30 protein-coding genes and 1 pseudogene are annotated in these 25,668 nt (G+C 64.9%); 14 read left to right on the top strand and 17 right to left on the bottom strand.

Going from position 1 to position 25,668, the window contains the following annotated elements:
• Positions 1-190 precede the first annotated feature (190 nt).
• Genes ACSYDV_RS17805 through ACSYDV_RS17795 form a run of 3 tightly spaced genes read left to right on the top strand, consistent with a single transcriptional unit; the run spans position 191 to position 4,190 of the window.
• Positions 191-1,273, top strand: a complete 1,083-nt coding sequence (locus tag ACSYDV_RS17805; protein ID WP_438325163.1) for a catalase family protein — start codon at positions 191-193, stop codon at positions 1,271-1,273.
• Positions 1,274-1,275: 2 nt separating this feature from the next.
• Positions 1,276-3,588 (top strand): FdhF/YdeP family oxidoreductase, encoded by a 2,313-nt coding sequence (locus ACSYDV_RS17800; protein WP_438325162.1) that lies wholly within the window; start codon positions 1,276-1,278, stop codon positions 3,586-3,588.
• Positions 3,585-4,190 carry a DedA family protein gene (locus tag ACSYDV_RS17795; RefSeq protein WP_438325161.1) on the top strand — a complete coding sequence of 202 codons (606 nt, stop codon included), beginning with the start codon at positions 3,585-3,587 and terminating at the stop codon, positions 4,188-4,190. The genes ACSYDV_RS17800 and ACSYDV_RS17795 overlap by 4 nt, the downstream gene beginning before the upstream one ends.
• On the opposite strand, the gene ACSYDV_RS17790 is transcribed toward ACSYDV_RS17795, so the two are convergent.
• The gene (locus tag ACSYDV_RS17790) at positions 4,191-5,537 is read right to left on the bottom strand and encodes a PQQ-dependent sugar dehydrogenase (protein WP_438325160.1); all 1,347 of its coding nucleotides are present in this window, start codon (positions 5,535-5,537) and stop codon (positions 4,191-4,193) included.
• The gene (locus ACSYDV_RS17785; protein ID WP_438325159.1) at positions 5,534-5,980 is read right to left on the bottom strand and encodes a DUF2231 domain-containing protein; all 447 of its coding nucleotides are present in this window, start codon (positions 5,978-5,980) and stop codon (positions 5,534-5,536) included. The genes ACSYDV_RS17790 and ACSYDV_RS17785 overlap by 4 nt, the downstream gene beginning before the upstream one ends.
• 92 nt (positions 5,981-6,072) lie before the next feature.
• Between ACSYDV_RS17785 and ACSYDV_RS17780 the strand changes: the two genes are divergently transcribed.
• Both ACSYDV_RS17780 and ACSYDV_RS17775 read left to right on the top strand, forming a co-directional pair.
• Positions 6,073-6,786, top strand: a complete 714-nt coding sequence (locus tag ACSYDV_RS17780) for a cytochrome c oxidase assembly protein (RefSeq protein WP_438325158.1) — start codon at positions 6,073-6,075, stop codon at positions 6,784-6,786.
• The gene (locus tag ACSYDV_RS17775; RefSeq protein ID WP_438325157.1) at positions 6,783-7,445 is read left to right on the top strand and encodes a cytochrome b; all 663 of its coding nucleotides are present in this window, start codon (positions 6,783-6,785) and stop codon (positions 7,443-7,445) included. Before ACSYDV_RS17780 ends, ACSYDV_RS17775 begins: the two co-directional genes overlap by 4 nt.
• 4 nt (positions 7,446-7,449) lie before the next feature.
• Here ACSYDV_RS17775 and ACSYDV_RS17770 read toward each other — a convergent pair.
• A pseudogene (locus tag ACSYDV_RS17770) lies at positions 7,450-7,857 on the bottom strand (c-type cytochrome); the annotation flags it as partial.
• On the opposite strand from ACSYDV_RS17770, the gene ACSYDV_RS17765 reads away from it, so the two are divergent.
• From ACSYDV_RS17765 to ACSYDV_RS17740, 6 genes are all read left to right on the top strand, one after another.
• Positions 7,753-8,046, top strand: coding sequence for a hypothetical protein (locus ACSYDV_RS17765; RefSeq protein WP_438325369.1), 294 nt, complete (start codon positions 7,753-7,755; stop codon positions 8,044-8,046). The pseudogene ACSYDV_RS17770 and the gene ACSYDV_RS17765 sit on opposite strands and share 105 nt — an antisense overlap.
• Positions 8,047-8,066: 20 nt before the next feature.
• Positions 8,067-8,432 (top strand): c-type cytochrome, encoded by a 366-nt coding sequence (locus tag ACSYDV_RS17760; protein WP_438325156.1) that lies wholly within the window; start codon positions 8,067-8,069, stop codon positions 8,430-8,432.
• Positions 8,425-9,372 (top strand): cytochrome c oxidase subunit II, encoded by a 948-nt coding sequence (gene coxB, locus ACSYDV_RS17755; RefSeq protein ID WP_438325155.1) that lies wholly within the window; start codon positions 8,425-8,427, stop codon positions 9,370-9,372. Before ACSYDV_RS17760 ends, coxB begins: the two co-directional genes overlap by 8 nt.
• On the top strand, positions 9,369-11,900 hold the full coding sequence (locus ACSYDV_RS17750; protein ID WP_438325154.1) for a cbb3-type cytochrome c oxidase subunit I: 2,532 nt from the start codon (positions 9,369-9,371) through the stop codon (positions 11,898-11,900). Before coxB ends, ACSYDV_RS17750 begins: the two co-directional genes overlap by 4 nt.
• Positions 11,897-12,187 carry a hypothetical protein gene (locus tag ACSYDV_RS17745; protein ID WP_438325153.1) on the top strand — a complete coding sequence of 97 codons (291 nt, stop codon included), beginning with the start codon at positions 11,897-11,899 and terminating at the stop codon, positions 12,185-12,187. Before ACSYDV_RS17750 ends, ACSYDV_RS17745 begins: the two co-directional genes overlap by 4 nt.
• 61 nt (positions 12,188-12,248) lie before the next feature.
• Positions 12,249-12,632: a nuclear transport factor 2 family protein gene (locus tag ACSYDV_RS17740; RefSeq protein ID WP_438325152.1), complete on the top strand. Its 384-nt coding sequence runs from the start codon at positions 12,249-12,251 to the stop codon at positions 12,630-12,632.
• Between the two features lie 285 nt (positions 12,633-12,917).
• Here ACSYDV_RS17740 and ACSYDV_RS17735 read toward each other — a convergent pair whose 3' ends face one another.
• Together ACSYDV_RS17735 and ACSYDV_RS17730 are read right to left on the bottom strand one after the other, a co-directional pair.
• Entirely contained in the window at positions 12,918-13,076 is a 159-nt protein-coding gene (locus tag ACSYDV_RS17735) for a hypothetical protein (RefSeq protein WP_438325151.1), read from the bottom strand.
• Positions 13,077-13,090: 14 nt separating this feature from the next.
• Positions 13,091-14,005, bottom strand: a complete 915-nt coding sequence (locus tag ACSYDV_RS17730; RefSeq protein ID WP_438325150.1) for an endonuclease/exonuclease/phosphatase family protein — start codon at positions 14,003-14,005, stop codon at positions 13,091-13,093.
• Positions 14,006-14,351: 346 nt separating this feature from the next.
• On the opposite strand from ACSYDV_RS17730, the gene ACSYDV_RS17725 reads away from it, so the two are divergent.
• The gene (locus tag ACSYDV_RS17725; protein ID WP_438325149.1) at positions 14,352-14,756 is read left to right on the top strand and encodes a VOC family protein; all 405 of its coding nucleotides are present in this window, start codon (positions 14,352-14,354) and stop codon (positions 14,754-14,756) included.
• Between the two features lie 23 nt (positions 14,757-14,779).
• Here ACSYDV_RS17725 and ACSYDV_RS17720 read toward each other — a convergent pair whose 3' ends face one another.
• The 9 genes from ACSYDV_RS17720 to ACSYDV_RS17680 all read right to left on the bottom strand — a co-directional run bounded on the left by ACSYDV_RS17720 (position 14,780) and on the right by ACSYDV_RS17680 (position 19,120).
• A complete protein-coding gene (locus tag ACSYDV_RS17720; protein WP_438325148.1) occupies positions 14,780-15,055 on the bottom strand; it encodes an HU family DNA-binding protein in 276 nt (91 codons plus the stop codon).
• Between the two features lie 71 nt (positions 15,056-15,126).
• Positions 15,127-15,726, bottom strand: coding sequence for an alpha-ketoglutarate-dependent dioxygenase AlkB (locus tag ACSYDV_RS17715; protein ID WP_438325147.1), 600 nt, complete (start codon positions 15,724-15,726; stop codon positions 15,127-15,129).
• Complete coding sequence (locus ACSYDV_RS17710) at positions 15,723-15,902, bottom strand: DUF6961 family protein (protein WP_438325146.1); 180 nt, start codon at positions 15,900-15,902, stop codon at positions 15,723-15,725. Before ACSYDV_RS17710 ends, ACSYDV_RS17715 begins: the two co-directional genes overlap by 4 nt.
• Entirely contained in the window at positions 15,902-16,576 is a 675-nt protein-coding gene (locus tag ACSYDV_RS17705) for an SOS response-associated peptidase (protein WP_438325145.1), read from the bottom strand. The genes ACSYDV_RS17710 and ACSYDV_RS17705 overlap by 1 nt, the downstream gene beginning before the upstream one ends.
• Positions 16,577-16,635: 59 nt before the next feature.
• A complete protein-coding gene (locus tag ACSYDV_RS17700) occupies positions 16,636-17,295 on the bottom strand; it encodes an SOS response-associated peptidase family protein (protein WP_438325144.1) in 660 nt (219 codons plus the stop codon).
• 10 nt (positions 17,296-17,305) lie between these two features.
• Positions 17,306-17,749, bottom strand: a complete 444-nt coding sequence (locus ACSYDV_RS17695) for a hypothetical protein (RefSeq protein WP_438325143.1) — start codon at positions 17,747-17,749, stop codon at positions 17,306-17,308.
• A 269-nt stretch (positions 17,750-18,018) separates the two neighbouring features.
• Complete coding sequence (locus tag ACSYDV_RS17690) at positions 18,019-18,639, bottom strand: retropepsin-like aspartic protease family protein (protein WP_438325142.1); 621 nt, start codon at positions 18,637-18,639, stop codon at positions 18,019-18,021.
• A 128-nt stretch (positions 18,640-18,767) separates the two neighbouring features.
• Positions 18,768-18,941, bottom strand: a complete 174-nt coding sequence (locus tag ACSYDV_RS17685; protein ID WP_438325141.1) for a hypothetical protein — start codon at positions 18,939-18,941, stop codon at positions 18,768-18,770.
• On the bottom strand, positions 18,938-19,120 hold the full coding sequence (locus ACSYDV_RS17680; protein ID WP_438325140.1) for a DUF3606 domain-containing protein: 183 nt from the start codon (positions 19,118-19,120) through the stop codon (positions 18,938-18,940). Before ACSYDV_RS17680 ends, ACSYDV_RS17685 begins: the two co-directional genes overlap by 4 nt.
• A 373-nt stretch (positions 19,121-19,493) precedes the next feature.
• Here ACSYDV_RS17680 and ACSYDV_RS17675 point away from each other — a divergent pair, with 373 nt between their 5' ends.
• Both ACSYDV_RS17675 and ACSYDV_RS17670 read left to right on the top strand, forming a co-directional pair.
• Positions 19,494-19,664 carry a DUF1328 domain-containing protein gene (locus ACSYDV_RS17675; RefSeq protein ID WP_438325139.1) on the top strand — a complete coding sequence of 57 codons (171 nt, stop codon included), beginning with the start codon at positions 19,494-19,496 and terminating at the stop codon, positions 19,662-19,664.
• Positions 19,665-19,785: 121 nt separating this feature from the next.
• Positions 19,786-20,121: a hypothetical protein gene (locus ACSYDV_RS17670; protein WP_438325138.1), complete on the top strand. Its 336-nt coding sequence runs from the start codon at positions 19,786-19,788 to the stop codon at positions 20,119-20,121.
• 28 nt (positions 20,122-20,149) lie between these two features.
• Here ACSYDV_RS17670 and ACSYDV_RS17665 read toward each other — a convergent pair whose 3' ends face one another.
• From ACSYDV_RS17665 to ACSYDV_RS17655, 3 genes are all read right to left on the bottom strand, one after another.
• Complete coding sequence (locus ACSYDV_RS17665; RefSeq protein ID WP_438325137.1) at positions 20,150-20,644, bottom strand: OmpA family protein; 495 nt, start codon at positions 20,642-20,644, stop codon at positions 20,150-20,152.
• Positions 20,645-20,712: 68 nt separating this feature from the next.
• Positions 20,713-21,837, bottom strand: a complete 1,125-nt coding sequence (locus tag ACSYDV_RS17660) for a diguanylate cyclase domain-containing protein (protein ID WP_438325136.1) — start codon at positions 21,835-21,837, stop codon at positions 20,713-20,715.
• 458 nt (positions 21,838-22,295) lie between these two features.
• Positions 22,296-25,613, bottom strand: a complete 3,318-nt coding sequence (locus ACSYDV_RS17655) for an error-prone DNA polymerase (RefSeq protein WP_438325358.1) — start codon at positions 25,611-25,613, stop codon at positions 22,296-22,298.
• Positions 25,614-25,668: the final 55 nt, after the last annotated feature.

The following is a 25,668-nucleotide window of genomic DNA, read 5'->3' as shown; positions in this document are numbered from 1 at the left end:
AAACGGTCGGCGGGCCCGGCGGTTGCCTCTCCTTGCTCGTGCGTACGCGGTCCGTCCTCGGCGTGGCGTCTGTCCGGGATAACCTAAGTTGCTGCGCGCGGTCCTTTTTCGGACCACCCGCATCCATCCTGCTTTCCGCTCGTTGACTGCAAGCGGCCGCCCGGCCGGAGCGGGGATATGGAGAGCGATAATGTCCAGTCCTGTGCGCTACGCCCCCGCCATCGAGACCCCTCTGCCCGACGAGGCCGAGACGATCGCCGGGATCAACGCGGCGTTCGATACGATCCTCGAGAAGACGTCGGAAGATTATGGTCACGCCGTGCGGGCGGTCCATGCCAAGGCGCATGCGATCCTCGAGGCCGAGTTCATCGTCGACGAGGGCCTTCCTGGGGAGCTGGCGCAGGGCCTGTTCGCGGTGCCGGGCGCGCATCGCGCGTGGATCCGCATCTCGACCAATGCCGGCGACATCCTGCCCGATACGATCAGCCTGCCGCGCGGGATCGCGATCAAGGTCGAGGATGCGCAAGGCGCGCGGCTGGCGGGCGCCGAAGGTAGCGCGCAGGATTTCATCCTCGTCAACGGCAAGATCTTCCAGGCGAAGACCGCCGACAAATTCCTCGCGAACTTGAAGCTGCTCGCCAAGACAACCGACAGGCTCGAGGGCACGAAGAAAGTCATCTCGGCGGCGCTGCGCGGCGTGCATCATGCCTATGCCGCGGTCGGTCTCGATGCGCCCGCCGCGGTCGACACGCTCGGCGGCGCGCCCAACAGCGAGCCGCTCGGCGAAACCTATTATTCGGCGACGGCCTTCCGCTTTGGGGACTATATCGCAAAGTTCAGCCTCGCGCCGCTCGCTCCCGAAATGAAGGCGCTGACCGGCAGGACGATCGATGTCGCGGGTCGCGAGGATGCCATCCGCGAGGAACTGCGCAGCGAGCTTTCGGGCTTCGACGCCCTCTGGGAATTTAGGGTTCAGCTTTGCCATGATCTTGCCAAGCAACCGGTCGAGGATGCGTCGGTCGAATGGGACGAGGACGAATTTCCGTTCCGGCGCGTCGCACTTCTTCGCGCCCGCGCGCAGGACAGCTGGGACGCTGCGCGCCGTTCGCATGTCGATGAGGCGATGCGCTTCTCGGTCTGGACCGGTCTCGAGGCGCACCGGCCGCTCGGCAATATCAATCGTGCGCGGCGCGATCCCTACCGGCACAGCGCCGACTTTCGCGCCGCCTTCAACGCGTGCCCCTATCATGAACCGTCGCGGGTCCCGGTCTGACGATGGCGCAGCGCGGCGACCGGCCTCATGTCTACAGCTTCGCCGGACCTGCGGGCGGCTGGGGATCGGTGCGTTCGCTCGCCGATATCCTGACCCGCGAGCGTGTCGATGCGCGCGGATATCGCGAGCTGCTGCGCCAGAACAAGCCGCAAGGCTTCATGTGCGTGAGCTGCGCCTGGCCGAAGCCCGCCGATCATCATCCCGCCGAATTCTGCGAGGAAGGTGCGAAGGCGACCGCATGGGAGCTGACGCGCCGCCGCACGACGCCGACCTTTTCCGAGACGCATAGCCTGTCGGAGCTTCGCGGCTGGACGGATTACGACCTCGAACAGCAGGGGCGGCTCACGCACCCGCTTAGCTACGATGCCGCGACCGACAAATATATCGGCTGCAGCTGGGATGAGGCGTTCGACGCGATCGGCGCCGCGCTGCGCCCGCTCGATCCCGCCGCGGTCGCCTTTTATTCCTCGGGCCGCACCAGTCTAGAGGCCTCTTATATGTATGGTCTCATGGCGCGGATGTACGGGAACCAGAATCTTCCCGACAGCTCGAACATGTGTCATGAATCGACCTCGGTCGGGCTTAAGGCGGCGCTCGGCGTGCCAGTCGGCACGACGCGGATCGAGGATTTCGAGCAGACCGACGCGATCTTCTTCTTCGGGCAGAATGTCGGCTCGAACGCGCCGCGCATGCTCCATAATCTGCGCGCCTGCCGAAAGCGCGGCGTCGAGATCGTGACCTTCAACCCGTTGCGCGAGCGCGGGCTCGAACGTTTCACCGATCCCCAGAACCCGGCCGAGATGCTGACGCTCAAGGAAACGGCGATCTCGACCCAATATCATCAGCTGCGGGCGGGCAGCGATATTGCTGCAATGACGGGGATCGCCAAATATCTGCTCCGATGGGACCAGGAGGCCCGGGCCGCCGGTAAGTCCGCGGTGCTCGACCATGATTTTCTTGCCGCGCACACCGCCGGGTTCGACGAATTCGCCGCTTCGGTGCGGGCGGCCGAGTGGAACGACATCGAAACCGAGACCGGCCTGCGGCGCGCCGACCTCGAGGCGGCGGCGCGCGTCTATGCGGGTGCCGGCGCGGTCATGGCGATCTACGGCATGGGGCTGACGCAGCATGTGAAGGGCGTCGAGAATGTCCGCATGGTGGTCAATCTCCTGCTGCTGCGCGGCAATGTGGGGAGGCCCGGCGCAGGGCCCACACCAGTGCGCGGCCATTCGAACGTGCAGGGGCAGCGCAGCGTCGGTATCACCGAAAAGACCGAACTCGTGCCGGTCGACCGGCTCGAGGCGCAATATGGCTTCTCCGCGCCGCGCAAGAAGGGGCTCGACACCGTCGGCACCTGCCGCGGCATCATCGACGAGTCGGTGAAGGCGTTCGTCGGGCTCGGCGGCAATTTCCTGCGCGCGGTGCCCGAGACCGAAGCAATGGAAGCGGCCTGGCCGCGCCTCGAGCTCTCGGTCCAGATCGCGACCAAGCTCAACCGCAATCATCTCTTTCCGGGGAAGCAGGCGTTTCTGCTGCCATGCCTCGGCCGGATCGAGCGCGACCTGCAGGCGAGCGGGCCGCAGGCCGTCTCGGTCGAGGATTCGACGAGCTGCATTCACGGCTCGCGCGGCAAGATGCCGCCCGCGAGCCCGCATCTCCTGTCAGAGCCCGCGATCGTCGCGGCAATCGCGAAGCGCATCGTGCCGACAAACCCCCGGCTCGACTGGGATGCATGGGTCGCCGACTACAGCCGCATCCGCGCGGCGATCGCGGAGACCTATCCCGACATCTTCGCTGACTATGAACAGCGGCTCTTCACGCCCGGCGGCTTCTGGAAGGGCAACAAGGCGGCCGAACGCATCTGGGAAACGAAGAGCGGCAAGGCCGAATTCCATACGCCCTCGGGCCTCTCCGCAGCGGGCTTTACCGATGTCCCGGGCCGGTTCCGGTTGACGACGCTGCGGTCGAACGACCAGTTCAACACAACGATCTACGGCTATCACGACCGCTTCCGCGGTGTGAAGGGAACGCGCGACGTGCTGTTCATCAACGCCGAGGACATGGCGGAGGCGGGGATTGCCCAAGGAGAAATCGTCGCGCTCGAAAGCGACGCGGGCGACGGCAGGCGCCGCCGACGCGATGGGTTGATCGCGACCCCCTATGCGATTCCGCGCGGCTGCCTCGGCGCCTATTACCCCGAATGCAATCTCCTCATGCCGCTCGAGCATCATGCCGAGGAGAGCCATGTGCCCGCCGCCAAATCGGTGCCGGTGCGCATCGTCCGCGGGAATGCCGATCGGGGAGCCGCCGCATGACCGACTGGATCACCGACCTCGTCGAGACGATGGGCTATGCGGGCATCGTCTTCCTCATGTTTCTCGAGAATGTCTTCCCGCCGATTCCGTCCGAGGTCATCATGCCGCTCGCGGGTTTCGGGGCTGCCGATGGACGCTACAGCCTGCCGCTGGTGATCGCTGCTGGACTTGCCGGCACCCTGCTCGGCGCGCTCTTCTGGTACATGATCGCGCGCAGGATCGGCGATGAGCGGCTTCGCCGCTGGGCCGATAGCCATGGGCGCTGGATCACCCTGAACGGCGACGATATCGCGCGGATCGAGCGCTGGTTCTGCCGCCACGGCACATGGGCGGTACCGCTCGCCCATCTCATACCCGGTCTTCGCACCCTCATCTCCATCCCCGCCGGCATTTTCGCGATGCCGCCGACGCGGTTCCTGCTGCTGTCGGCGCTCGGCGCAGGTGTCTGGACCGCGGCGCTCGCGGTCGCGGGCTATCTGCTCGCCGAGCGCTTCGAGGGCGTCGAAAAAATGGTCGGTCCGGCGAGCACCGCGATCATGGCGGCGCTCTTTGCCTATTATGTCTGGCGTGTGATCCGCTTCAAGCCGGGCGGCGCCAGCTGATTATTTCTGGCCGGCCGCCGGGGAGACCGGCGATCGCATCGCGAGCGCGCGTGGGCCGGTGACGCGCCACACCGTGTTCGAAAGATCGTCGGCGATCCAGAGCTCGCCGCGCGCCGGGTCCCAGGTGACGCCGACCGGGCGGCCGCGCGCTTTACCGTCCTTGATGAAGCCGGTCACGAGATCCTTGGGTTTGCCTGCGGGGCGTCCGTTCGCAAAGGCGATGAAGCTCACCTTGTAGCCCGCGAAGGTCTGGCGGTTCCAGCTGCCATGCTCGCCGACGAAGGCGCCCGCCTCATAGCCCGGGAGACCGCCTTCGGTCGCGAAGCTCAGCCCGAGCGGCGCAACGTGCGAGCCCAGCGCATAATCGGGGGTGACCGCAGTCCTGACGAGCTCGGGCTTTTGCGGATGGACGCGCGGATCGGGGTGACCTCCCCAATAGCTGTAGGGCCAGCCGTAAAAGGCGCCCTCGCGCACCGAGGTCAGATAATCGGGGACGAGCTCGGCACCAAGCTCGTCGCGTTCGTTCACTACCGCCCAGAGAGTGTTCGAGGCCGGCTCGAAGGCGAGGGCGGTCGGGTTGCGGATGCCCGAGACGAAGATGCGGCTCGCACCGGTCGCGGCATCGACTTCCCAGATGACGGCGCGGTCCTCCTCTGCGCTTATTCCGCGCTCGCCGATATTGCTGTTCGAGCCGATACCCACATAGAGCTTCGTGCCGTCCGCGCTCGCCGCGAGCGATTTGGTCCAGTGATGGTTGATCGCGGCCGGGAGCTTCGTGACCTCCTCGCCCTTGCCGGCAATGCTCTCCGCGCCCGGCGTATAGGCGAAGCGAAGCAGCGCGCCCTGGTTGGCGACATAGAGGCTGTTCCCGACGAGGGCGAGACCATAGGGTGCGTCGAGATCCTTGATGAAGCTGGTGCGAAGCTCGGGTTTGCCGTCGCCGTCCGCGTCGCGAAGCAGGGTGATGCGGTCGCCGCCCTTGACCGACGATTTGCCGAGGCTCTTGATATAGCCCGCGATCACATCCTTCGGCCGGAGCTTCGGCGCATGGCCGCCGGACCCTTCGGCGACAAGAATATCGCCATTGGGAAGTATGAGAATCTGGCGCGGAATCTTGAGGTCCGTCGCGACCGGCGTGATCGTAAAACCGGTGGGAACGGTCGGAAGCTCGCCGTTCCAGCCCGCTGGCCTCGCGATCTTCATAGGCGGCACGAGCGTCTCGTCGATCTTCGGGAGGCTCGGGCTGGCGCCCGTCTGGTCGAGCTTTTCGCCGCCTTTGCCGCAGCCTGCGAGCGCCGCGGCCATGGCCGCCGCGGCGACGAGGCTGAGAGATGTCGGGCGGGTCATGCGCGGGGCTCCTTTGCGGCGTGAAGGATCCAGGCGGCGGCAATGGCTGCAAGGGTGGAGACGACCGAAAGTGTCACGCCCGTGGCGCCGACCGAACTCCACGCATCCTGGCTATGCTTGAAGGCGTTGACGAGCCCCGCGATCCACATGACGAGGATCAGCAGGAAATAGGCGAGGGCGGGCGTGCTCGTCGCTCCCTTTCGGCCCCGGACGAACGCTATAACCGCCCAGAGCAGCACGGGCGCACCGAATATCAGCCCCCCGGTGATCAGCCAGGTCGAGAAATTGCTCCACTGCATCTCGGCGCTCTTGAGATAGGTGATGTCAGAAAGGAGCGCGCAGCTGAACAGGGCGACGGGGAACGCAAGCAGGATGGCGTGAAGCGGGTGGGGTACGCGCCGGCGCTCGGCCGGGTCGATGCGAGGCGATGGGGCCGTGGCCATATTGATCTCCATGCTGGCCCCCGTCTGCATAATGCGCCGACCGCTGAATGGTTTCCCGGAACCCGCGCCTAGGGCGCGACGTTGGCAAATCGATGGATCCTGCCTCGATTCCCTATTGCGGTCCCGCGCCGATCCCGGCCGACTGGATGATGCGCTGGAATCTCGATCCCTGGCTGCTGCTAGCGCTGGGTATCGCAGCGCTGATCGCGGTGCGACGGCAAGCCGCGGGCCCTTTCTGGTTCGGGTTCGGACTGGTCGCCGTGTTGTTCGTCTCGCCGCTCTGCGCCCTGTCGTCGGCGCTCTTTTCGGTACGCGTCGCGCACCATATCGTGCTGACCGCGGTTGCGGCTCCGCTTCTAGCGCTCGGCCTGCCGCGACTTCGGCCGCGTGGCGGCGCAACGCTCTGGGCTGCCGCGCATATTCTCGCCTTCTGGATCTGGCATGCGCCCGCGCCCTATGCCTATGCTTTGGCTCATGACGGTGTCTTTTGGCTGATGCAGCTTTCGCTGCTCGCGACCGCGCTCGGATTCTGGGCTTCGCTCCGATCGTCCTCGCCGCCGCTCGCGATCGGTCTCCTGCTTGTCATGATGGTGCAGATGGGGCTGATCGGCGCGCTCATCACCTTCGCGGGCACAACGCTGTATTTGCCCCATCTGGCTACGACGATGGCTTGGGGGCTGGAGCCGCTCGAGGACCAGCAGCTTGCAGGGCTCATCATGTGGGCGCCGGCCGCCGCCCTCTATCTTGGCGCGGCATTGTGGACCGGCTGGCACCTGCTCGGCGAGCCGCGCCGGGTGGCGGGATGATCGAGGCGATCCAGGCGTGGGCGGCACGCTATGCCGCCGACCGACGCTATTCGCCGGTCGGGCAGATCTTCCACTGGACGATGGCCGCGCTCATCCTCTTCCAGCTCGGCTGGGGCTGGCGGATGAGCCGTATCGATGCGGGCGGCGACAAGCTGGAGGCGTTTCGGGTTCATGCCGAACTCGGCCTGTTGATGCTCGTGCTCGCTGCGCTGCGCGCGATCTGGCGGATGATCGTCCCGGGACCGGTCAATGATGCCGACCGTCTCGGCTGGCAGACGGTCGCGGCTTATGTGACGCACATCCTCTTTTACGTCTGTTTCTTCGGCCTGCCGCTCTCGGGCTGGGCGATGTGGTCGGTGGTCGGCGGCGAACCGCTCGAGGTGGCGGGAATCGTGCCCTGGCCGCACATGCCCTTCGACAGTCTGGACAAGGGCTGGCAATGGTGGATACTCGACTGGGCCGAGGGCATCCACGCGCTCCTGATCATTCTCCTTGTCGCGATGATCCCGATGCATGTGGGCGCGGCGCTGAAGCATCATTTCTGGGATCGGCACGATGTGCTGCGGGGGATGTTGCCCGAGCTTCCGGAGGACGGGGCGGAAACGACGCCACATGATGCGACACCGCCTCGATCTCGGCGGGTGAAAGAAGGCGGCTGACGCGGCGCATCTCGCCTAGCGGATCATTGTTGCGCTTTGCTGCGCGCCATGCGGCGAGCTGGCCCGCGATATAGGCGGCGGGCTGGCCGGCCAGCGGCGGGTTGGCCGCATCGCCCGCACCGCTCTCACCATGGCATGAGGCGCAGGAGGGGAGGCCGCGGGCTGGATCGCCTTCATCGTAAATGCGGCCGCCCGCCGGGTTAGGCGCTTCAACCGGCCACGCTGTTGGCTGTAGCGAAGCGTAGTAAGCCGATACCTTCGATCGGTCGCCGTCGCCGAGCTTGCGGGCGATTTCGCGCATCGCGGCATGTTCCCGGCGACCATTCGCATAATCGTCGAGCTGCCGGTGGAGATAGCCCGCATCGAGCCCGGCGAGGCGTGGCGCGTCGCGCCCGTCGCCTTCGCCCTTCAGCCCGTGGCAGGTGAAGCAGGCGGCCTTGGCGCCCGCGTCGCCGCCGCTCATCGCAATCGTCTCGCCCGTCGCGCGAAAGCGGTCGGGCGGTGCGGGCGCATGGCACGCGGGCAGGAGGAGCAGGAGGAGAAGAGGGGCTTTGCGCACGCTTCGGGAACCAATGACCGCGCGAGGTGGTTCCCGAACTGAAACGAGGACGGTGAACGGCTATGAAAGGGGGCGCTGCGATTTCGGTATTGATGCTGCTCGGTGCCTGCGCGCCCGCCCCGGTCGAAACGACACCCGCCGACACGGCCGCCATCGCGCGCGGCAGCGACGCGGCAGCGCGGCCCGGTTGCGGCGCCTGTCATGCCATGCCCGGACTTGCCTGGCCGAAAGGGCGCGTGGGACCGCCGCTCGCGGGCTTCGGTGCGCGCCCGCTGATCGCCGGTCGCCTGCCAAATCGCGCGCAGCATCTCGCCGCCTTCTTGCGCGATGCGCCGGCTGTGGTGCCGGGCACCGCGATGCCCGCGATACCGATGCGACCATCGGAGGCCGACGATATCGCCGTCTGGCTCCTGAGCCTCGATGACTGACCGTACGCTTTCTCCCGGTGGCTGGCCGCCCGCCGTGCTCGATCCCGCCGGTCCCTATTCGGAGCCCGTTACGCTTCTCGCCTGGGTGCTGCTCGCGGGCGGAACCGTCATATTGGCGATCGTGCTCGCGGCGCTCTGGATCGCACTGCGCGGTTCGCCCCGTCTCAAGGCCCGGCTCGGCGGCGAGAAGGCGATCTGGATCCTCGGTTTTGCCTTTCCGTCGGTTGTGCTTACAGGCCTGCTTGTGTGCGGCCTGCTGCTGACAAGCTCGCTGTCGGCGACTGCGGTTCCCGAAGGCGCGATGCGCGTCAAGATCATCGGCGAGATGTGGTGGTGGCGGGTTCATTACCAGGATGGCCAAGGCCGCGAGACGTTGCGCGATGCGAACGAACTCCACATCCCCGTCGGACGGCCGGTCCTGCTCGAACTCGAGGCGGCGGACGTCATTCACAGCTTCTGGGTACCGCGGCTCGGAGGAAAGATGGACATGATCCCGGGGCGCACCAATCGCCTGCTGATCGAGGCGGATGCACCGGGCGTCTACAAAGGCCAATGCGCCGAATATTGCGGCGGCCCGCACGCGCTGATGGGGTTCGTTGTCGTAGCGCACACCCCTGCGGACTTTGCGCGCTGGCAGGCTTCGCGCCGCCCCGCGGAAGGCGCCGGCGGCGAGGGGCTCGCGCTTTTTCTGTCGAGCGGCTGCGCCGCCTGCCATACGATCCGCGGCACGCCCGCACGCGGGCTCGCAGGCCCCGACCTGACCCATGTCGGCTCGCGCAAGACGCTGGGCGCGGGCATATTGCCCAATAATCCGGGGACGATGGCGGGGTGGATCGCCGATAGCCAGGCGATCAAGCCCGCGAACCGCATGCCCGCCTATCACCAGTTCGGCGGCGAGGAATTGCAGGCGCTCACCGCCTATATGGTCGCGCGCAAATGAGGTCGGAAACAGGGTTCGATCCCGCGCTGTACGAGCGCTTCCCGACCAAGGGCGAGCGGCCGAAAGAGGAGGAGGAAGAGCTCCGGCGTATCTGGTGCAAGCCCAAGGGCTGGGAATATCTCTTCGCGGTCAACAATAATTATATCGGCATTTATTATCTTGGAACCGCCTTCCTCTTCTTCCTGATGGCGGGGGTGCTCGCGCTGTTCATGCGCGCGCAGCTCGCCGCCCCGATGCTCGAAATCCTGCCGCAAGGCACTTATAATCAATTCTTCACCATGCACGGCACGGTGATGATGTTCCTCTTCGCGGTACCTGCGGTGGAGGCGGCGGGGGTCCTGCTCCTCCCGCAGATGCTCGCGGCGCGCGATCTGCCGTTTCCGCGGCTTTCCGCCTACGCCTTCTGGGCCTATGCCGTGGGCGGTCTCTGTTTTTTCGCTTCGATTTTCGTCGGGCTCGCGCCCGACGGCGGCTGGTTCATGTATCCGCCGCTGACCTCGAAGGCCTATTCGCCGGGGATCAACACCGATTTCTGGCTGCTCGGCATCGGCTTCATCGAGATCAGCGCGATCGCAGGGGCGATCGAGATCATCGTCGGCGTGCTGCGGACGCGCGCGCCGGGCATGCGCCTCGACAGGATGCCGATCTTCGCCTGGGCGATGCTCGTCTTCGCGGTGATGATTGTGATCGCCTTTCCGAGCATCATCCTCGGTACCTTGCTGCTTGAGATCGAGAGGGCATTCAACTGGCCCTTTTTCGATGCTACGCGCGGCGGCGATCCCTTGCTCTGGCAGCATCTCTTCTGGTTTTTCGGGCACCCCGAAGTCTATATCATCTTCCTTCCCGCCGCCGGGATGATGAGCATGATCGTCGCGACCGTCGCGGGCGAGAAGCTCGTCGGCTACCGGCTGATCGTCCTGGCGATGATCGCGACGGGTTTCATCAGTTTCGGCGTGTGGGCGCATCATATGTTCACCACCGGCATGCCGCCGATGACGACGGGTTTCTTCTCCGCTGCTTCGATGGCGGTGAGCGTGCCGGCGGGCATCCAGGTTTTCTCGTGGATCGCGACGCTCGCGATCGGCAAGCCGAAGTTTAACGCGCCGGGCCTCTTCGTGATGGGAAGCATCGTCATCTTCGTGACCGGCGGCCTGACCGGCGTGATGGTAGCGATGGTCCCGTTCGACTGGCAGGCGCACGATAGCTATTTCATCGTCGCGCACCTCCATTATGTCCTGATCGGCGGCATGGTCTTTCCGCTTTTTGCAGCCTTTTATTACTGGATTCCGATGGTGAGCAGGCGCGCTCTGTCAGAGCGGCTCGCAAAATGGGTGTTCGCCCTGATGTTCGTGGGCATGAATGTCGCCTTCCTGCCGATGCATCTCGCGGGGCTGCAGGGCATGCCGCGCCGCGTCTACACCTACCTGCCGGGGCAGGGGATCGAACTGCCCAATCTGATCTCGACGATCGGCGCCTTCATGCTCGCGCTCGGCGTGCTCCTCTTCCTTGTCGACCTCGCGCGCAATTTCCGGCTCGCGCCGGGCGACGGAAATGCGGGGAATGTCTATGGCGGCGGCACGCTCGAATGGTTGCCGAGTGAACTCTATTCGACGCGCTCGATCCCGGTCGTGACGAGCCGCGAGCCTTTATGGGACGATCCCGCGCTCGCAGATAAGGTCGAGAAGGGGCGCTATTTCCTGCCGCGCTCGGCAACGGGGCTTCGCGAGACGATCGTCACCAGCCCGCTGCTCGCCGAGCCCCAATATCTGCAGATCATGCCGGGGCCGTCGCCATGGCCATTCGCCGCCGCGATCTTTACTGCAGGCTTCTTCCTCGCGCTGACCGTGCAGGCCTATCTTTTTGCATGGGTTAGCGGCGCCCTGGCGGTGATCTCCGTTCTGCGTTGGCTTTGGGAAACCGACCGCCCGGTCGAGATCGAGGGTGTCGACATCGGCGCCGACATCCGTGTGCCCACCTATGTCACCGGACCCTCGAGCCATGGCTGGTGGGCGATGATCATCCTGCTGGTCGTGATGGGAATGATCTTTCTCATGGCGCTGTTCAGCCTTGCCTTCCTGTCGTCGAACCAGCCTGGCTTCTGGCACCCGCCACCGCCCCTCGGCGAGGCGGCATCGATCCTTTCGCTCTACGCTGCGGCAATCTGGCTCGCACTGGCGGCGCGCCCGGCTCTCCAGCGTTCGACACTCTGGTCGGTGCTAGCGCTCCTCGTCTCGGCGGCGGCATCAAGCGCCGCGCTGGGCCTCGACTATGTAAGCTGGTCGGCCAGCGGGCTTGGTCCGACCGCAAGCGGGCAGGGGGCCGTCGCTTATGCGCTGCTTGCGCTTCAGGCCTGCGCTGCGGCGATCGGTGTGTTGATGGCGCTCTATTGCGCTGCGCGCGGTGTGCGCGGCCTTATCGTTCAGCCGAGGAACAACAGCATCGATCTCGCGATGCTCTTTCTCGTCTACACTGCGGCGCAGGGGGCCACCGGCGCGCTCGTCTCGCGCTTGGTCGGCGCTGGCGGGTGAAGAGCTGGCTCATCATGATGGGCGGTCTCATCCTGTGGGCCGTGCATTTTTTCCTTCTCTATCTCCTTGCCGAGTTCGGGGGCGGCGCAAGCGATGTGCGCGTCGCGGCATCGCTTTTTACCTTGGCCATTCTCGGTGGCGTCGCGTGGCTGGGAGCCACGGTCTTGCGGGACGTTCCCCAAGATCACTTTGGCCGCTGGCGCCAGCGCGCCGGATTGCTAGCATTGGCGTTCGGCGGACTTGGCATCGTCCTGCAATATTTGCCGGTCGTACTTGTCGGCCGCTAGAGCGGAAGAAGCAGAGGCCCGCGTCCGCGCGGCGCAGCGGCGGTAACGGGAGTTGGTCGAGATGCAGCTGATCGAGGCGATTGCGACGTGCGAGGAAGAGCTTCGGGCTGCCATGCTCGCCAGCGACGTGGAAGCGCTGGAGCGGATGCTCGCAGACGAGATGATCTTCATCGATCAACAGGGGATCAGGCGATCGCGGGGCGACGATATCGCGGCGCACCGCTCGGGACTCCTCGACCTCAGTTCACTCGATTTTCGAGGCGACCGCATCATCCGGGCCCATGGCGAATTGGCGAGCGTGATCGTGACGGCCGACGTCGCGGGCACCTATGATGGCGCCGCCTTTTTCGGGGCATTCGCCTATCTTCGGCTCTGGAAGCAGCAGGGCGGCCGCTGGCAGATCATCCTCGCCCAGTGCACGGTGTCTCCATCGTCGGAGCTTTGAGCGGAGACTGGGTCGGGCGAGACTGAGCGCGGCATCTGTTGAGCGCGCTCTGGCCTCGCAGGCTCGGCCAGGGATCGCACGGATATCCGGCCGCGCATGCACACTTGCCTCGCTTCTTGCCGGCGCGGGCGCGCGCTTTTGCGGCGGGCAAGCCGCGCTGCGCGCGGCTCCGGCCCCGGCCTTGCGCGTCCGACCCGCCGCGCCCGCGCGCACGCCGCCCCGGTTGCGGCTCTGGCAAGAGTGCGGTTTTTTAGGCCCTTCGAGCCAGCTTCGATGCCGCCGACGTCAATCGTGCCGGGCGCGAAGCTTGCGGCGGATCGTCCTCAGCGCATTCTCGAGACCCTGAGAGCGATATCCTCCCTCGGGAGCCTCGCGATCGAACAAGGCGCCGTCGTCATCGCGGCCGAGCAGAAATTCAAGCGCTTCGACAAGGTCCTTGTCCATGGTCGTTCTTTCCGTCACCGCGCCATCGTCACCGATACGGGACAATGGTCGGAATAATGCTTGGTGCCATCCCCGTAGAGCGTCTCGGCAAAGCCGAGCATATCCGCGCCGGCTCGCCGGTCGAGAACGATATGATCGATGAAGCTGTCGTAGCGGGGATCGCATTTCGGCGCCGCCCCGGCGTCGGCGAGACGGAGGTCGGCGTTCGCGGGCGCGCCATCGTCGATCTCGGTCCAGACGCGGTCGCCCTCAACGCCGAGCCTGCGGTTCCAGTCGCCGAGGACTGCGAAACGCACCGGCGCTTCGGCGGCGGCATCGACCCAGGCCTCGAGCGCCGGAATCTGCTCGGCAAGGATCGGGCACGCCTTGGCGCTGTCTCCGGCAAAACAGCCCGACTTCAGGTGGATCGAAAGCAGGCGCAGCGGCCGCGCGCCTTCTGGTCGCAGGGTGATATCGACCGCCGAGCGCAGTTGGGGATTGCCAAGCATCAGGCGGGTCACATCGGCATGGCGGTCGAAGGCGATCGTCTTCCGGATGGCGAAGCCGACGGCCTGCCGGATCACCCGCTGCGACTTGTGATCGCCGCTGCAGGTTCCGCCCGGCGCGCCGGCGCGTTCCTCCATGACGATTGCGTAGCGGGCAGGATCGAACACGCGCTGTGCCGCCGCGATATTCTCGGCCTCCTGAAACGCGATCACATCGGAATTGAGCCTGTCGGCGATCTGCCGCATCGCGGCATAGTCGGCGTCGGTTCGCGGTTGGCACCCGTCGCCGTTGCGCTCGGCGAGAAATTCGAGATTCCAAGTCGTCAGTAAGAGCGGCCGGTCGTTCGAGGCCGCGCTGGTAGAGGGCGGCGGGGCTTGCCCGGCTCCGGCGCACGCGCTGAGCGAAAGGACAGAGGCGGCAGCGAAGAGGATGCTTTGGTTCATGGGGCGCTTCTGGCCGCGACGACGGGTGCTTTCAACCTCTACGTGGGCATCAGGTGTATCGAGGCGGGGAACCTCGTCTCCCGGGAACCAGGGCGAGAGACGAGGCAAAGCAGGAATGCGCGAGGACTGAAATATGTTGCGAACAAAGTAAGATATCGTGTTGTTCTGGATCAACTTAACCCAGATTTCTTTCCAGCTCTCGGCGATTTCTAGGGCCGGGGTCGGGTCGCTTGTTTTTGCCAGCTGTCCGAGGGGTAACGACGCCGGGGATGAGCCCCTCGGGGAGGTGCGGGAACGAGCGCGATCCTTCTGTCGCTATCGACAAAAAGAAATTGGAGACAGGTGGATGCAGCAGCAGATTGCAGTCGTCACGCTCGGGATCGGGGACCTGGTCCGGTCCCGACGTTTCTACAGCGAAGGTTTCGGCTGGACGCCCGTGTTCGCAAACGACGAGATCGCCTTTTACCAGATGAACGGCCTGGTCCTCGGCACATGGCTTGAGGCAAAGCTTGCCGAGGACATGACGCGCACCTCGTTCGGCGGCCCAAGGTCCTTCGCACTCGCGCACAATGTCGGGTCGGCGCAAGAGGTCGATGCGGTGATCGCGGCGCTGGAAGCGGCGGGCGGGTGCTGCGGCAGGGCGATGCGCCGCCGCATGGCGGCTATCGGGGCTATGTCGCCGATCCCGACGATCACGCTTGGGAAATCGCTTGGAATCCCGACTGGCCGATCGACGCCGAAGGCCGTGTGACCTTCGGCGCCTGAGGTCGGAGCTCAGCCGTTGAGGCGGTCCTTGATCGCCTTCGCGGCACCGAAGCCAAGCTTCTTCGACGCTGCGATCTGGATGGTTGCGCCGGTCGAAGGGTTGCGGCCCTCGCGCGCAGAGCTTTCCTTGACCTTGAATTTGCCGAAGCCGTTCACCGAAACTTCCTCACCCTTGGCGGCGGCGTCGGCGATCGCGGCAAACACGGCGTCGACGGCCTTCTTACCATCGGCCTTGCTGGTTCCGAGCGTCGTGGCAACTGCGTCCGAAAGGTCGGCGTGGTTCATTCAATATCTCCCTTATGCGGTCGGCCCCTCGCCGACCGGACGGGTTCTATAGGAGCGAACATCGCCCTTCGCTATCGCGATCGTTCGAAGAGGCTGCGGAGGGTAATCGACCAGCGCGCCTCCTCGATCGGCGCTATGCTATGCTCCCAGTCGTGCCGCGCTTCACCAGAGAGACGATAGATCGAGCGGGGCGCGAGCGGCAGCGCGAAGCGGTCGAACCCGTCTTGCCTGCGGCGCCGGAAACGCATCGCCGCCTCGGCTCCCAGCGAAATGCCGACGACATGCTCGAAGACGGGCCGGTCCTTGTGCCAGCCAATGCCGGCGCCGGGACCGTATGAAATCAGCAGCGCCTGCGCGAGGGCGCCCTGCGGCAGATCGGCAAAGCGCTCGGCGCGCGCGGCGATCGGCGCGAGCCACTCGGGGATCTGCTCGGCGCGAGCGAAAGTGCCGGTCTGGAAATCATAGCTCCAGCCGAACGAACGGGTGAGGCGCTTGCCCTCCCATTGCTGGAACTTGAAGGTCTCGAGCCCGGCGTTTTCGATATGGGGGATGAGTGCGGCTTCCTCGGCTTCCGTGACGAAGGCTTCCGCCGCTGCCAGACCGGGAAGAAGGGCGCGGCCGAACAGATCGGCTTGCGCCGCCGCGCTTTTGCTGACCGGACTGTGTTTCATGGCCTTGCGAGTGCGTCCATCTTTGCGGCGATCGCTTTCCAGCGCTTGACCCCCGCATCGTCGCCCGCGAGTGCGAGCATGCCGATGCGTGTCGCGACGAAGCGCGGCGCGCCCGCGCCATGCTGCTTCTCGACGGCGAGCGCGCAGGCCCAGAGATGTCGGTCATCGGTGAGCATCAGAACAGCGTCGGCATTTCGGGCGGCGGCGGCGATGCCTTGCCGCGGTTGCTCCACGGATCTTTGCTATGCTCGGCGACGAGGCGGTCGCCGGGATATTTGCTCACGAGCCCGATCGCCACGTCGGCGGGCGCGTGCAGCCAGGTCTCATGATCTTCGGGACGGAGGATCACCGGCATGCGGTCGTGGATGTCGAGCAGCTCCTCGGTCGCATCGACCATCACGCCGGTATAGGCGTCGCCCCATTCGTCGGTGGGGCGCCACAGGCCCGCCCAGGCTGCAAGCGGCTGATCGGTGACGCTGATCCAGGTCTTGGTCATTGCGCCTGTTTCACCGACGGCCTCGGCAAAGGCGGTGAACGGGATCAGGCAGCGATGCGCGGGCCGAGCGAACCATTCGCTCCACATTCCATAAGGGTTGAACAGCTGGTCGTCGCGCGCATTGTTCGTCGGGCTCGGCTTGTTGGGCAAACCCGTCTTCTTGCTCGTCGAATGGCGCGGGAAACCCCAGGTCATCGACTGGAGGCGGCGCTTTCCTTGTTCTTCGCGGACGACCATCCCCGAATAACCGGGATAGACGTCCTCGGCGCTGTTGAACGCCTGCACGGGCAGATCGACGCCGAAATGCGCCGCGACCTCGGCGGCGCTTTTGCGCTCGGTGTAGAGATTGCACATGGGCGTCAGTCTATCAGCATCGAACCGGGAAGGAAGGGCGCGGGCGGGAAGGGGAATTGCTAGAGCAGGGCTTGCTGGGGCCGTGCGCTCGGCGGGAGCTTGCCGCTGCGCCAAAGATCGTCGGTGTGTTCGACGATGAAATTTTCATCCGGCGGCGGGGGCCGGAACTGGAAGCCGATGACGTCCTTGATCGAGCCGTGGATCCAGCGCTCATATTCATCGGGCATGAGGAGAACGGGCATACGGTCGTTGTACGGACGTACCAGCTCGTTCGCGTCCATCGTCATGCCGGCATAGACGGGACCCATCTCGGCGGTGTTCTTGGCGAAGCCCGCCCAAGCGATGATCGGCTGGCCTTCGACCGAAAACCAGCTTCGTGTCTTCTCTCCCGGCGAGCCGTTCGGGTTCGCGAAGTGGGTGAGCGGGATGAGGCAGCGATATCTGGGCTCGACGACGAGACCTTCCCACATCGGGTTGGTGAGATCGGCGACGAGGCCGATGCGGCCCGGCGGATCGCCGCGCAGCCGCATCTCGCGGGTGAGGCGCGGGAAGCCCCAGTGCATCTGGCGCAGCTGCCGGCGGCTGTTCGTTTCGTGGACGACGAGGCCGGGAAGCGCTTCGATCGTCTCGGAGGGCACCGCGATATCGGTGAAGCCCACCGCGCTGAAATGATCAGCGACGTTCGAAGCGGTGGCGGCAAGGGCGTAGAGGCGGCTCATCTCTCGGGGGTCAGGCGAAGATCTTCGTCCATTTTTCGACCTGCTGCGCAAATCCCGCCGGCTCGAAGCCGAGGCCGGCCTCCGTTTCGACGAGCGGGGCGCTGCCACCGGCGGCGTAAAAGCCGCTGATATCGCTTTCACCGAGCGGGTCGAACGCCTGCGCCCAGCGATCGAGGGCGATCACGCGCGCGTGAAGCGCAGCACCGCCATGGTCGCCGAGCCCCTGCTCGTGCGCGAAGTGCTCGAGCAGGCGGCCGTGCTCGGCGATATCGCTCAGGCTCCTCACCTGGATATGCCGTATCGTCTCGATCGCACGCGCGAGATGCGCGCCGGTGACATGGACGGCATTGACCGCGGCGAGAAAGCCGCCGGGGGCGAAAAGATCGTTGACGGGCGCGGCGCCGCTGACGCGGCGGCGGACTTCAAGTTGGTCGAGTTGGATTATGTCACCCATGGTCGGTCCTTCGCTACGAGTCGGCGGAGAACGATAGAACAAAAATAGAACAAAGGCGAATCTGCGCGGTGACGATATGTGAAAGGCCGCCCCTCTCGGGACGGCCTTTCCATTGTCAGCCCTGGCGGCATGGCTCAGTCGAGCCGACCATCCGTGGCGGAGGCCAAGCTCATGAACTTCGCCGCACGCGGCAATTGACAATGAGACATTCGACCACCTCCTTTCGCTTGTTGACGATGATGAGCATGTGGTGTGCCTCCCGCTCCTCATCAAGAGGCGGTCTCGGGGGCTCGCGGAACAAGAATGAGCGTTCGCCCCTCGACGCGCCAGGCCGCGAGACCGGACAGGAAATTCATTCCGAGGACGTCGGTATTTCCGGGCGCGGGCGAGATCACGACCTTGAGCCGCTGGGCCTCGATCGCACCGATCGTGAGCGCATCCACCGTTCCCGCCTCGACACGCACCGTTCCGTTCGCGGTCTGCATCAGAAGCGGCACCAGCGCCCCATCAGCTTCGACCCCTGCGGCGCGGGCTGTCTCTTGCGAAAGGACCGTCAGGCTGGCGCCGCTGTCGACAAGCATTCGCCCCTTTACGCCATTGATCTCGACCTCGACCCAGAAATGACCGTCGCGAGCCATCGGAATGCGCACCTCACCGCCAACAACCTGTTGTCGGCCGAGGCCGATCGACGAGGTGAGACGGCCAAGGTTCGGGTCGAAGAGGGCCTGCTGGAGGACGAAAAAGATTGCGAAGGCGAGAAGCGTGAAGGAGAATAGGCCGCGCAGCACGGGGCCGACATAGGGGATTTTGAACAGCAGGATCAGAAGCAGCGCGGCGCTGGCCGCATAGATCGCGAGCTGCTCCCAGGATAGTTCGGTGGTGATGGGCATATAAGGTCTTGCCACCGGCCGCGTGTCGCTGGCCTGAACGATCGGCTCTCCAAGATCGCCTCAATCGCGGCAACGATCATCCGCTCCCATACGCTGGTATCCCCGACAGCCAGCATGCGGCCGCTCGGCTACCGCATCGTCTTGAGGATAGCGAGTGCTGCGGCGGTATAGACCGGCCACATCGGATTCACCGCAGCCGCCGCGGACTGCAGCTCTCCTTCGCTGTTCCGGCTAAGCTCATGCCCGGCAAGGACACGGGCGATCCGCTCGACCGGCGCCGTGGCGGCAGCGTCCGAGGTCATCGGCCGTTATTCAGATAGGCGCGAACTGCGCCCGCGCTGTTGCCGACGGCATCGACCGCCTCGCGCAGTTCCTCTTCGCCCACGCCCAAACGCTCCATCCAGTCGCGCATCTCATATTCTTCGGAAAGGCTGATCCGATCGCTATCTGGGGCGCCCATCAGCTTCTTGTCGTCCGCCATTACATTCTCCCGATTGAAGAGGCTCGCGAAGCCGGGCCGCGCGGGAGCTGCGGCCCGGCCCAGAGGGCGCTAGAAATCTGCACCCGTCTGTGCCGCGATCCTGTCGACACCGTGTCTTCGATTAGCCATCTGCCAGGGCAGATCGAGGCTCTCACAACCCAAAAAGACGCACCGGTATCGGCAAGCGTTCCCAAGAAATTTTTCGGATTAACACAGGTTATTCGGGGGGTAGAGATGCTTGCCTGGCAAGGAACTTTCGAGGGGAGTCAGCGTTAACCGGGCATCCACCACGGATAAATTGGCGCAGCTTTCCACGTCTCTTCGCAAATGCGGTCGGGCGTAAGGCGGACTGCGTCCAGACGGGAGAATTATCATGTTCAGATGGGCTATCATCTTCGCTGTCGTCGCGCTCCTTGCGGCGCTTCTCGGTTTCGGTGGCATCGCCGGTCTTTCGGCCGACTTCGCCAAGATTTTGCTCGTGATCGGCGTCGTCCTCTTCATCGTCGCTTTCGTCTTCGGGCGCGGGCGCCGCACATTGCCCTGAGTTTCCGGGATGGCCGACGTTTTCAACTTGGTCATCCTCACGGGTGCCGGCGATCAACACTCGATCGCCGGCACACGACTAGGTTCTCTTGCGATAATGACATCCTCTTCTGATATTGACCGTGTCTGACCAACGTTCTGACAAGCTGGATGTTACCCCCGACGGCCGCTACTTCGTGATCCGCGGCCGGCTGTGGCGCATGTCGGACCCTTCGCTGGCCCCTCTCAAGCGCGAAGGACTGATTTTCGAATTGATGGCCGCCCGTCGGAGCGTGAAGGTCGCACTGGCATGCAAGGATGGCGTCGCTTTGCGCCGGGCACGCTCAACCGTGGACCGCACGAAGCGCGCGCTCGGTGAGCGCGGACCGGTCTGGTGGGGCGATGGAGCCCCCGACTATAATCGCCACATGGCGGTCAACACGCCTTACGCGCAGTGGTTCAAGGATTTGGCCGTCTAATTCGGCGCGCTTCCGCTCATTCGGAGCTTCATGATTTTGCCGTCAACAGTGGAGTCGTCGAGCCGCGACGGAGCGTCAGCATGGCGGTTCCGATCCCGGCCGCCGGAACAATTGTCATCCGTTCCGCTGTGATGCCCCGGTCTTCGAGAAAATGGGCCAGAACGCGGATCTGGGCTTCGTCGCCCGCTATTTTGATCGTCGCGGCCGGAGCCGCGCGCAGGACGGTGGCGAGGTCAGCCGCGCGGCCGAGCCCCGCGCTGGTCAGTTCGGGTCTGTCTTCGTCGAAGCCCTGGAACAGAAATGTCTTACTCTGACCATCGCGCGTCGCGAGCCAGTCGCCCATCCTGCGCGTTAGCGATCCCGTTGCCGCCGCCATGGTCGATCCATCGGGCAACGTGACGAGCGAGCTTGTCGTTGCCTTTGCCGGCGCGGCCTCGACCGGCTCGCTACCGCAGGACTGGAGCGAGAGGGTGACCACTCCGATCGCGAAAACGGAGGTCAGAAGTAGAAGAATACGGAGCATCGGTGGTCCTTACATCCCCTCGAAGCACCAACGCGCTGCGTACGCGGACGTTGCAACACCCGCCTGTTTTATGCCGCTGCCCGCACCCTGGCGGCGTCCTGATATCGGCAGATGCTGCGGCCGCTTCGCTTTGCCGTGTAGAGCGCCTCGTCGGCTAAGCTGATCAGTTGTTCGAGGTCGCGCGATAGGTCCTCGCAGACGATGTAACCGATGGATGTCGAAACGCGGACATCATGGCTACCGATGGCAAAGGGCCGAGCAATCGAGGCCGCGATGCGCTCTGCGAGCATATAGGCCTCGTCGGAATTGTCGATCTGAAGCTGGACTATTACGAATTCGTCGCCCCCCAGACGCGCGGCGAGGTCGCCCTCGCGCAAGGTTCCCGAAATCCTTTTCGCAACCGCGGTGAGCAATTCGTCACCGACGGGATGGCCGAAGTTATCGTTTACCAGCTTGAACCCGTTAAGGTCCAGACAATGAAGCGCGATCGGACGAAGCTTTGCGTCGCGAACATTCCGGTCGAACCATTCGCGAAGCGCCAGCCGGTTGGGCAGATCGGTGAGGCCATCGCTGCGCGCGAGCGAGGCGAAGGTGAGCCGGCGACCGATATCGTCGAGGGCGCGAGCGTGCCTTTTTCGCAAGCTGAAGATGCCGCCGGCGAGGAAGGCGGCCGTCATCAGCGCGGTCGCGATGTGAAGGGGCTTTCCGGCACCCAGCATCGTGACGACGGGCGGCATGACGGCAAGGAGGAGCGAAGCAACTGCAATGCGCGGGCGAAGGCTCGTTCCGGCAGCGACGCCCGCAGCGTAGCCGATGACGAGACAGATGGCGAGCTTGTCGATGGCCGGATCCGGGAGGGCAAGGCCCCGGGCCGCAAAGAATCCGAGCATGGCAGCAAAAACGATATAGCTTGCGGCGTAGCGCCGCTCGAGCCGCCGTGCTCCTCCGAGAGTGATAGCAGGATTATCCGCGCTCGGTGCATCGCGCCAGGCGATGAGCAGGCGTGCGATCGACGCGAGGACGCCCACCGCATAGGGCCCGGTGATCAGCAAATCGCCCGATTGCTTGATGATCAGTGCGCCGCAAAGGAGGAAGCCAACCGACATGACGAGTGACGGTAGCAATCCGTCGTACAGGCTTCGGATCAGCTCGATCTCGATCGCATCGGGTGAATATTTAACCGGGGTCGACATCGCTCAGCTCCTTGCCGAGAATTACCGCCCACCGGAGGGACCGGTTCCGCCCATCGCGGCCGGACCTCCTGAAATCCCGCACGCTTCAGCCTAGTTTTCGAAAGTTAACAAAGTGGGAAGCGGGATATACGCATTGCGAAGCGCAAATAAAGGTAAAGCCCCGCTGCACAGGGCTGCGGGGCTTTCCTGAAGTCGGGTCCTGGGACCCGAGCTTGCATGTGAAATACGCGCCGGCTGCGAGATAGTTCCGGGCCTGCCGGCACATGGAGTAAATTATTTGCTGCGCGCGTTTTTGCGTTCAGGTTGCACGTCCCCGACAGCACCGCCGACCGCGCCGATCACCTTTTCCAGCGTTTCAGAGCCGCCCGGCGCCATGACATTGCCGATCGCCCGGCCGGCGATCTACCGCCGTTCGCGATAGTGCCGGTCGCTGGGATAATAATTCTCGGCAACGCCGGTTAGCGGAAATCGCGCGGCTTGATCTTGATGCCTTCGGTCTGCTGGCCGGGGATGATGCCCGAGCCCAGACGAAGATCGGGAATATAGATATCACGGGGATTGCGCCCCAGCGGCCTTGTTTCGGGATCTCTGGGATCGGGACCAACGGGGCTTTTCACGACATCGGCGCGGCCGACCCTGTAGATGTCGGCGAGATCCTTGCGTTGCCCGACGCTCGCGAGCAGCGGGGAAAGATCGTCGAGCCTTTGCGCGATGACATGGATGACCTCCCCTTCGCGCTGGACTTGGCCGCGCACCCCCATCATCGCGGCCCCGAGAACGACGCGGCGATATTTCTCGAAGACATTGGTCCACACGACGAGGTTAGCGACCTCGGTCTCGTCCTCGAGAGTGATGAACATGACGCCTTTCGCGGAGCCCGGCTTCTGGCGGACGAGAACGACTCCGGCGAGGTTGACCCAGCGGCCGTCCTTGATGTCTTGAAGCTCCTGGCAAGTGATGATCTTGCGCGAGCGAAGCTCGTCGCGAAGAAAGGCGAGCGGATGGGCCCTAAGCGAGAGGCCGGAAGCTCTGTAGTCCTCGACGACCTCGGCGCCTTCGCCCATCGGCGCGAGCAGCGTCTCCGGTTCCAGCGCTTCGCGCTGGAGACGTCCGGCGCGTTCGTCGGCGGCCTGGAAGAGGGGAAGGGCGGCCGGGCCCAGACCCTTCACCTCCCAAAGTCCCTCCCGGCGCGTGGCTCCGAGCGAGGCAAATCCGTCCGCATCGCCGATCCGGTCGAGCGCCCCGCGCCCGACGCCGGCGCGGCGCTGGATCTCCTCGGCGCTGGTGTAGGCCTCGCCGGCACGGGCTGCGGCGATCGCGGCGCCATCCTGATTGGCGAGGCCGCGGATCATGCGCAGGCCGAGGCGAACGGCATGATATTTGCCGCTCGTTTCTTCGAGGGTGCAGTCCCAGCGGCTGTGGTTGACGTCGATAGGGCGGATCTCGACACCATGACCTCGGGCATCGCGGACGATCTGCGCGGGCGCGTAGAAGCCCATCGGCTGTGCGTTGAGCAGCGCAGCGCAGAAGGCATCGGGATGATGGCACTTCATCCATGACGAGGCATAGGCGATAAGCGCGAAGCTCGCCGCGTGGCTCTCTGGAAAGCCGTAGGAGCCAAAGCCCTCGATCTGCTTGAAGGTTTTCTCCGCGAACCCGCGTTCATAGCCGCGGTTTACCATGCCATCGATGAGCTTGTCGCGGAAATGACTGACGCCGCCGGTGAGCTTGAAGGTTGCCATTGCGCGGCGGAGGAGATCGGCCTCGCTCGGGGTGAAGCCGGCGCATTCGATCGCGATGCGCATCGCCTGCTCCTGGAAGAGCGGGACGCCGAGCGTCTTCTCGAGCACGCGCCTCAGCTCGGGAGTGGGATAGGTGACTTCTTCCTGGCCGTTGCGCCTTCGCCTGTAGGGATGGACCATGTCGCCCTGGATCGGGCCGGGCCGCACGATCGCAACCTGGATCACGAGATCGTAGAAGGTGCGCGGCGCCATCAACGGGATCGACGCCATTTGCGCGCGGCTCTCGATCTGGAAGACGCCTAAGGTGTCGGCCTTGCGGATCATCGCATAGGTCGCAGGATCCTCGGCGGGGATCGTCGCCAGATCGAGCTTTTGACCCTTGTCCCTTTCGACGAACTCGAACGCGCGGCGCATGCAGCTGAGCATCCCCAGCGCGAGGATGTCGACCTTCATGAACCCGAGCGCATCGATATCGTCCTTGTCCCATTCAATGACCTGCCGGTCTTCCATGGCCGCTGGCTCGATCGGCACGAGCTCGTCGAGCCGGTCGCGCGTCAGCACGAATCCGCCGGGATGCTGCGAGAGGTGGCGCGGGGTGTTGATCAGCGTGCGCGCGAGCTCGAGCGTCAGCGCGAGCCGCTTGTCGGCAAGATCGAGGTTCAGTTCCTCGGCGTGCTTTTCCTCGACCCCGTCGCGGCTATAGCCCCAGACCGCGCCGGCGAGCCCGGCGGCCACATCTTCGCTGAGGCCAAGCGCCTTGCCCACCTCGCGCACCGCGCCTCTGGATCGGTAGCGCGTGACCACAGCGGTGAGCGCGCTGCGCGTTCGGCCGTAGGTCTCGTAAATCCACTGAATCACCTCCTCGCGCCGCTCATGCTCGAAGTCCACGTCAATATCGGGCGGCTCCCGGCGCTCGGCCGAGACGAAGCGTTCGAACAGGAGTTCGGAGCGAACGGGATCGATCGAGGTGATGCCGAGCACATAGCAAACCGCGCTGTTCGCTGCCGAGCCTCGCCCTTGGCAAAGGATCTCGCGGCGGCGGGCCTCGGCGACGATCGAGTGAACCGTGAGGAAATAGGGTGCGTAATCGAGTTCGCCGATTAGTTTGAGCTCATGCTCGAGCTGCGCCCTGACTTTGTCGGAGAGGCCGTCGGGATAGCGATCGGGCGCCTTCTCCCATGTGAGCCGCTCGAGTTCTTCCTGTGGCGTGCGACTCGCGTCACCGATCTCGTCGGGATATTGGTAGCGTAGCTCGTCGAGGCTGAAGGTGCAGCGCGCCGCTATCTCGAGGGTGCGCGCGACGGGCGACGCGTCTCCCAGATAGCGGCGGAACAACCGCTCCATCTCGGCGGCGGTCTTGATGTGGCGGTCGGCGAAACGCTCGCGGCGATCGCCGAGCATATCGATCGTGCATTTCTCGCGGATGCAGGTGACGACGTCCTGCAGCAACCGCCGCTCCGGCGCATGATAGAGAACATCGCCGGTCGCAACCGTCGGAACCTGAGCGGCTGCGGCGAACGCCGCGAGATCGCGCAGCCGGATCGCATCGCGCGGACGGCGGCGGATGCTCAGCGCGAGATAGGCCCGGTCCGTGAAGACGCGCCTGGTCTGTGCGAGGGCGGCCTCGGTGGCGGCGTCAGCGCGATCGGGCACGAGAATTGCGATCAATCCTTCATTCCATTCTTCGACTTGGCTCCAGTCGAGATGGCATGCACCTTTGCCGGCACGCGCCTTGCCGACGCTGAGTAACCGGCACATGCGGCCGTAAGCGTCCTTGTCGGTCGGATAGACGAGCAGCGTGCTGCCGTCGGCGAGATCGAGCCTTGTGCCGACGATCGCGCGCACGCCTGTCGCTTTCTCTGCATCCCAGGCGCGCACGATCCCGGCGACGCTGTGCCGGTCGACTATTCCAAGCGCCGGCACACCGAGCCGCATGGCTGCCGCGAACAGCTCGTCGGGAGATGAGGCGCCGCGCAGGAAGCTGAAATGTGTCGTGACCTGCAGTTCCACATAGGCCGGCTCGGCGCCCCTCACGCGAATACGCGTCTTGTTTTCGGTCGCATTTTCAAGCAAATGCGGTCCGCTTTCG

The organism is Sphingopyxis selenitireducens, assembly GCF_051550705.1.
Taxonomy (GTDB): Bacteria; Pseudomonadota; Alphaproteobacteria; order Sphingomonadales; family Sphingomonadaceae; genus Sphingopyxis.
This window is presented reverse-complemented; position numbering and strand designations above follow the sequence as displayed.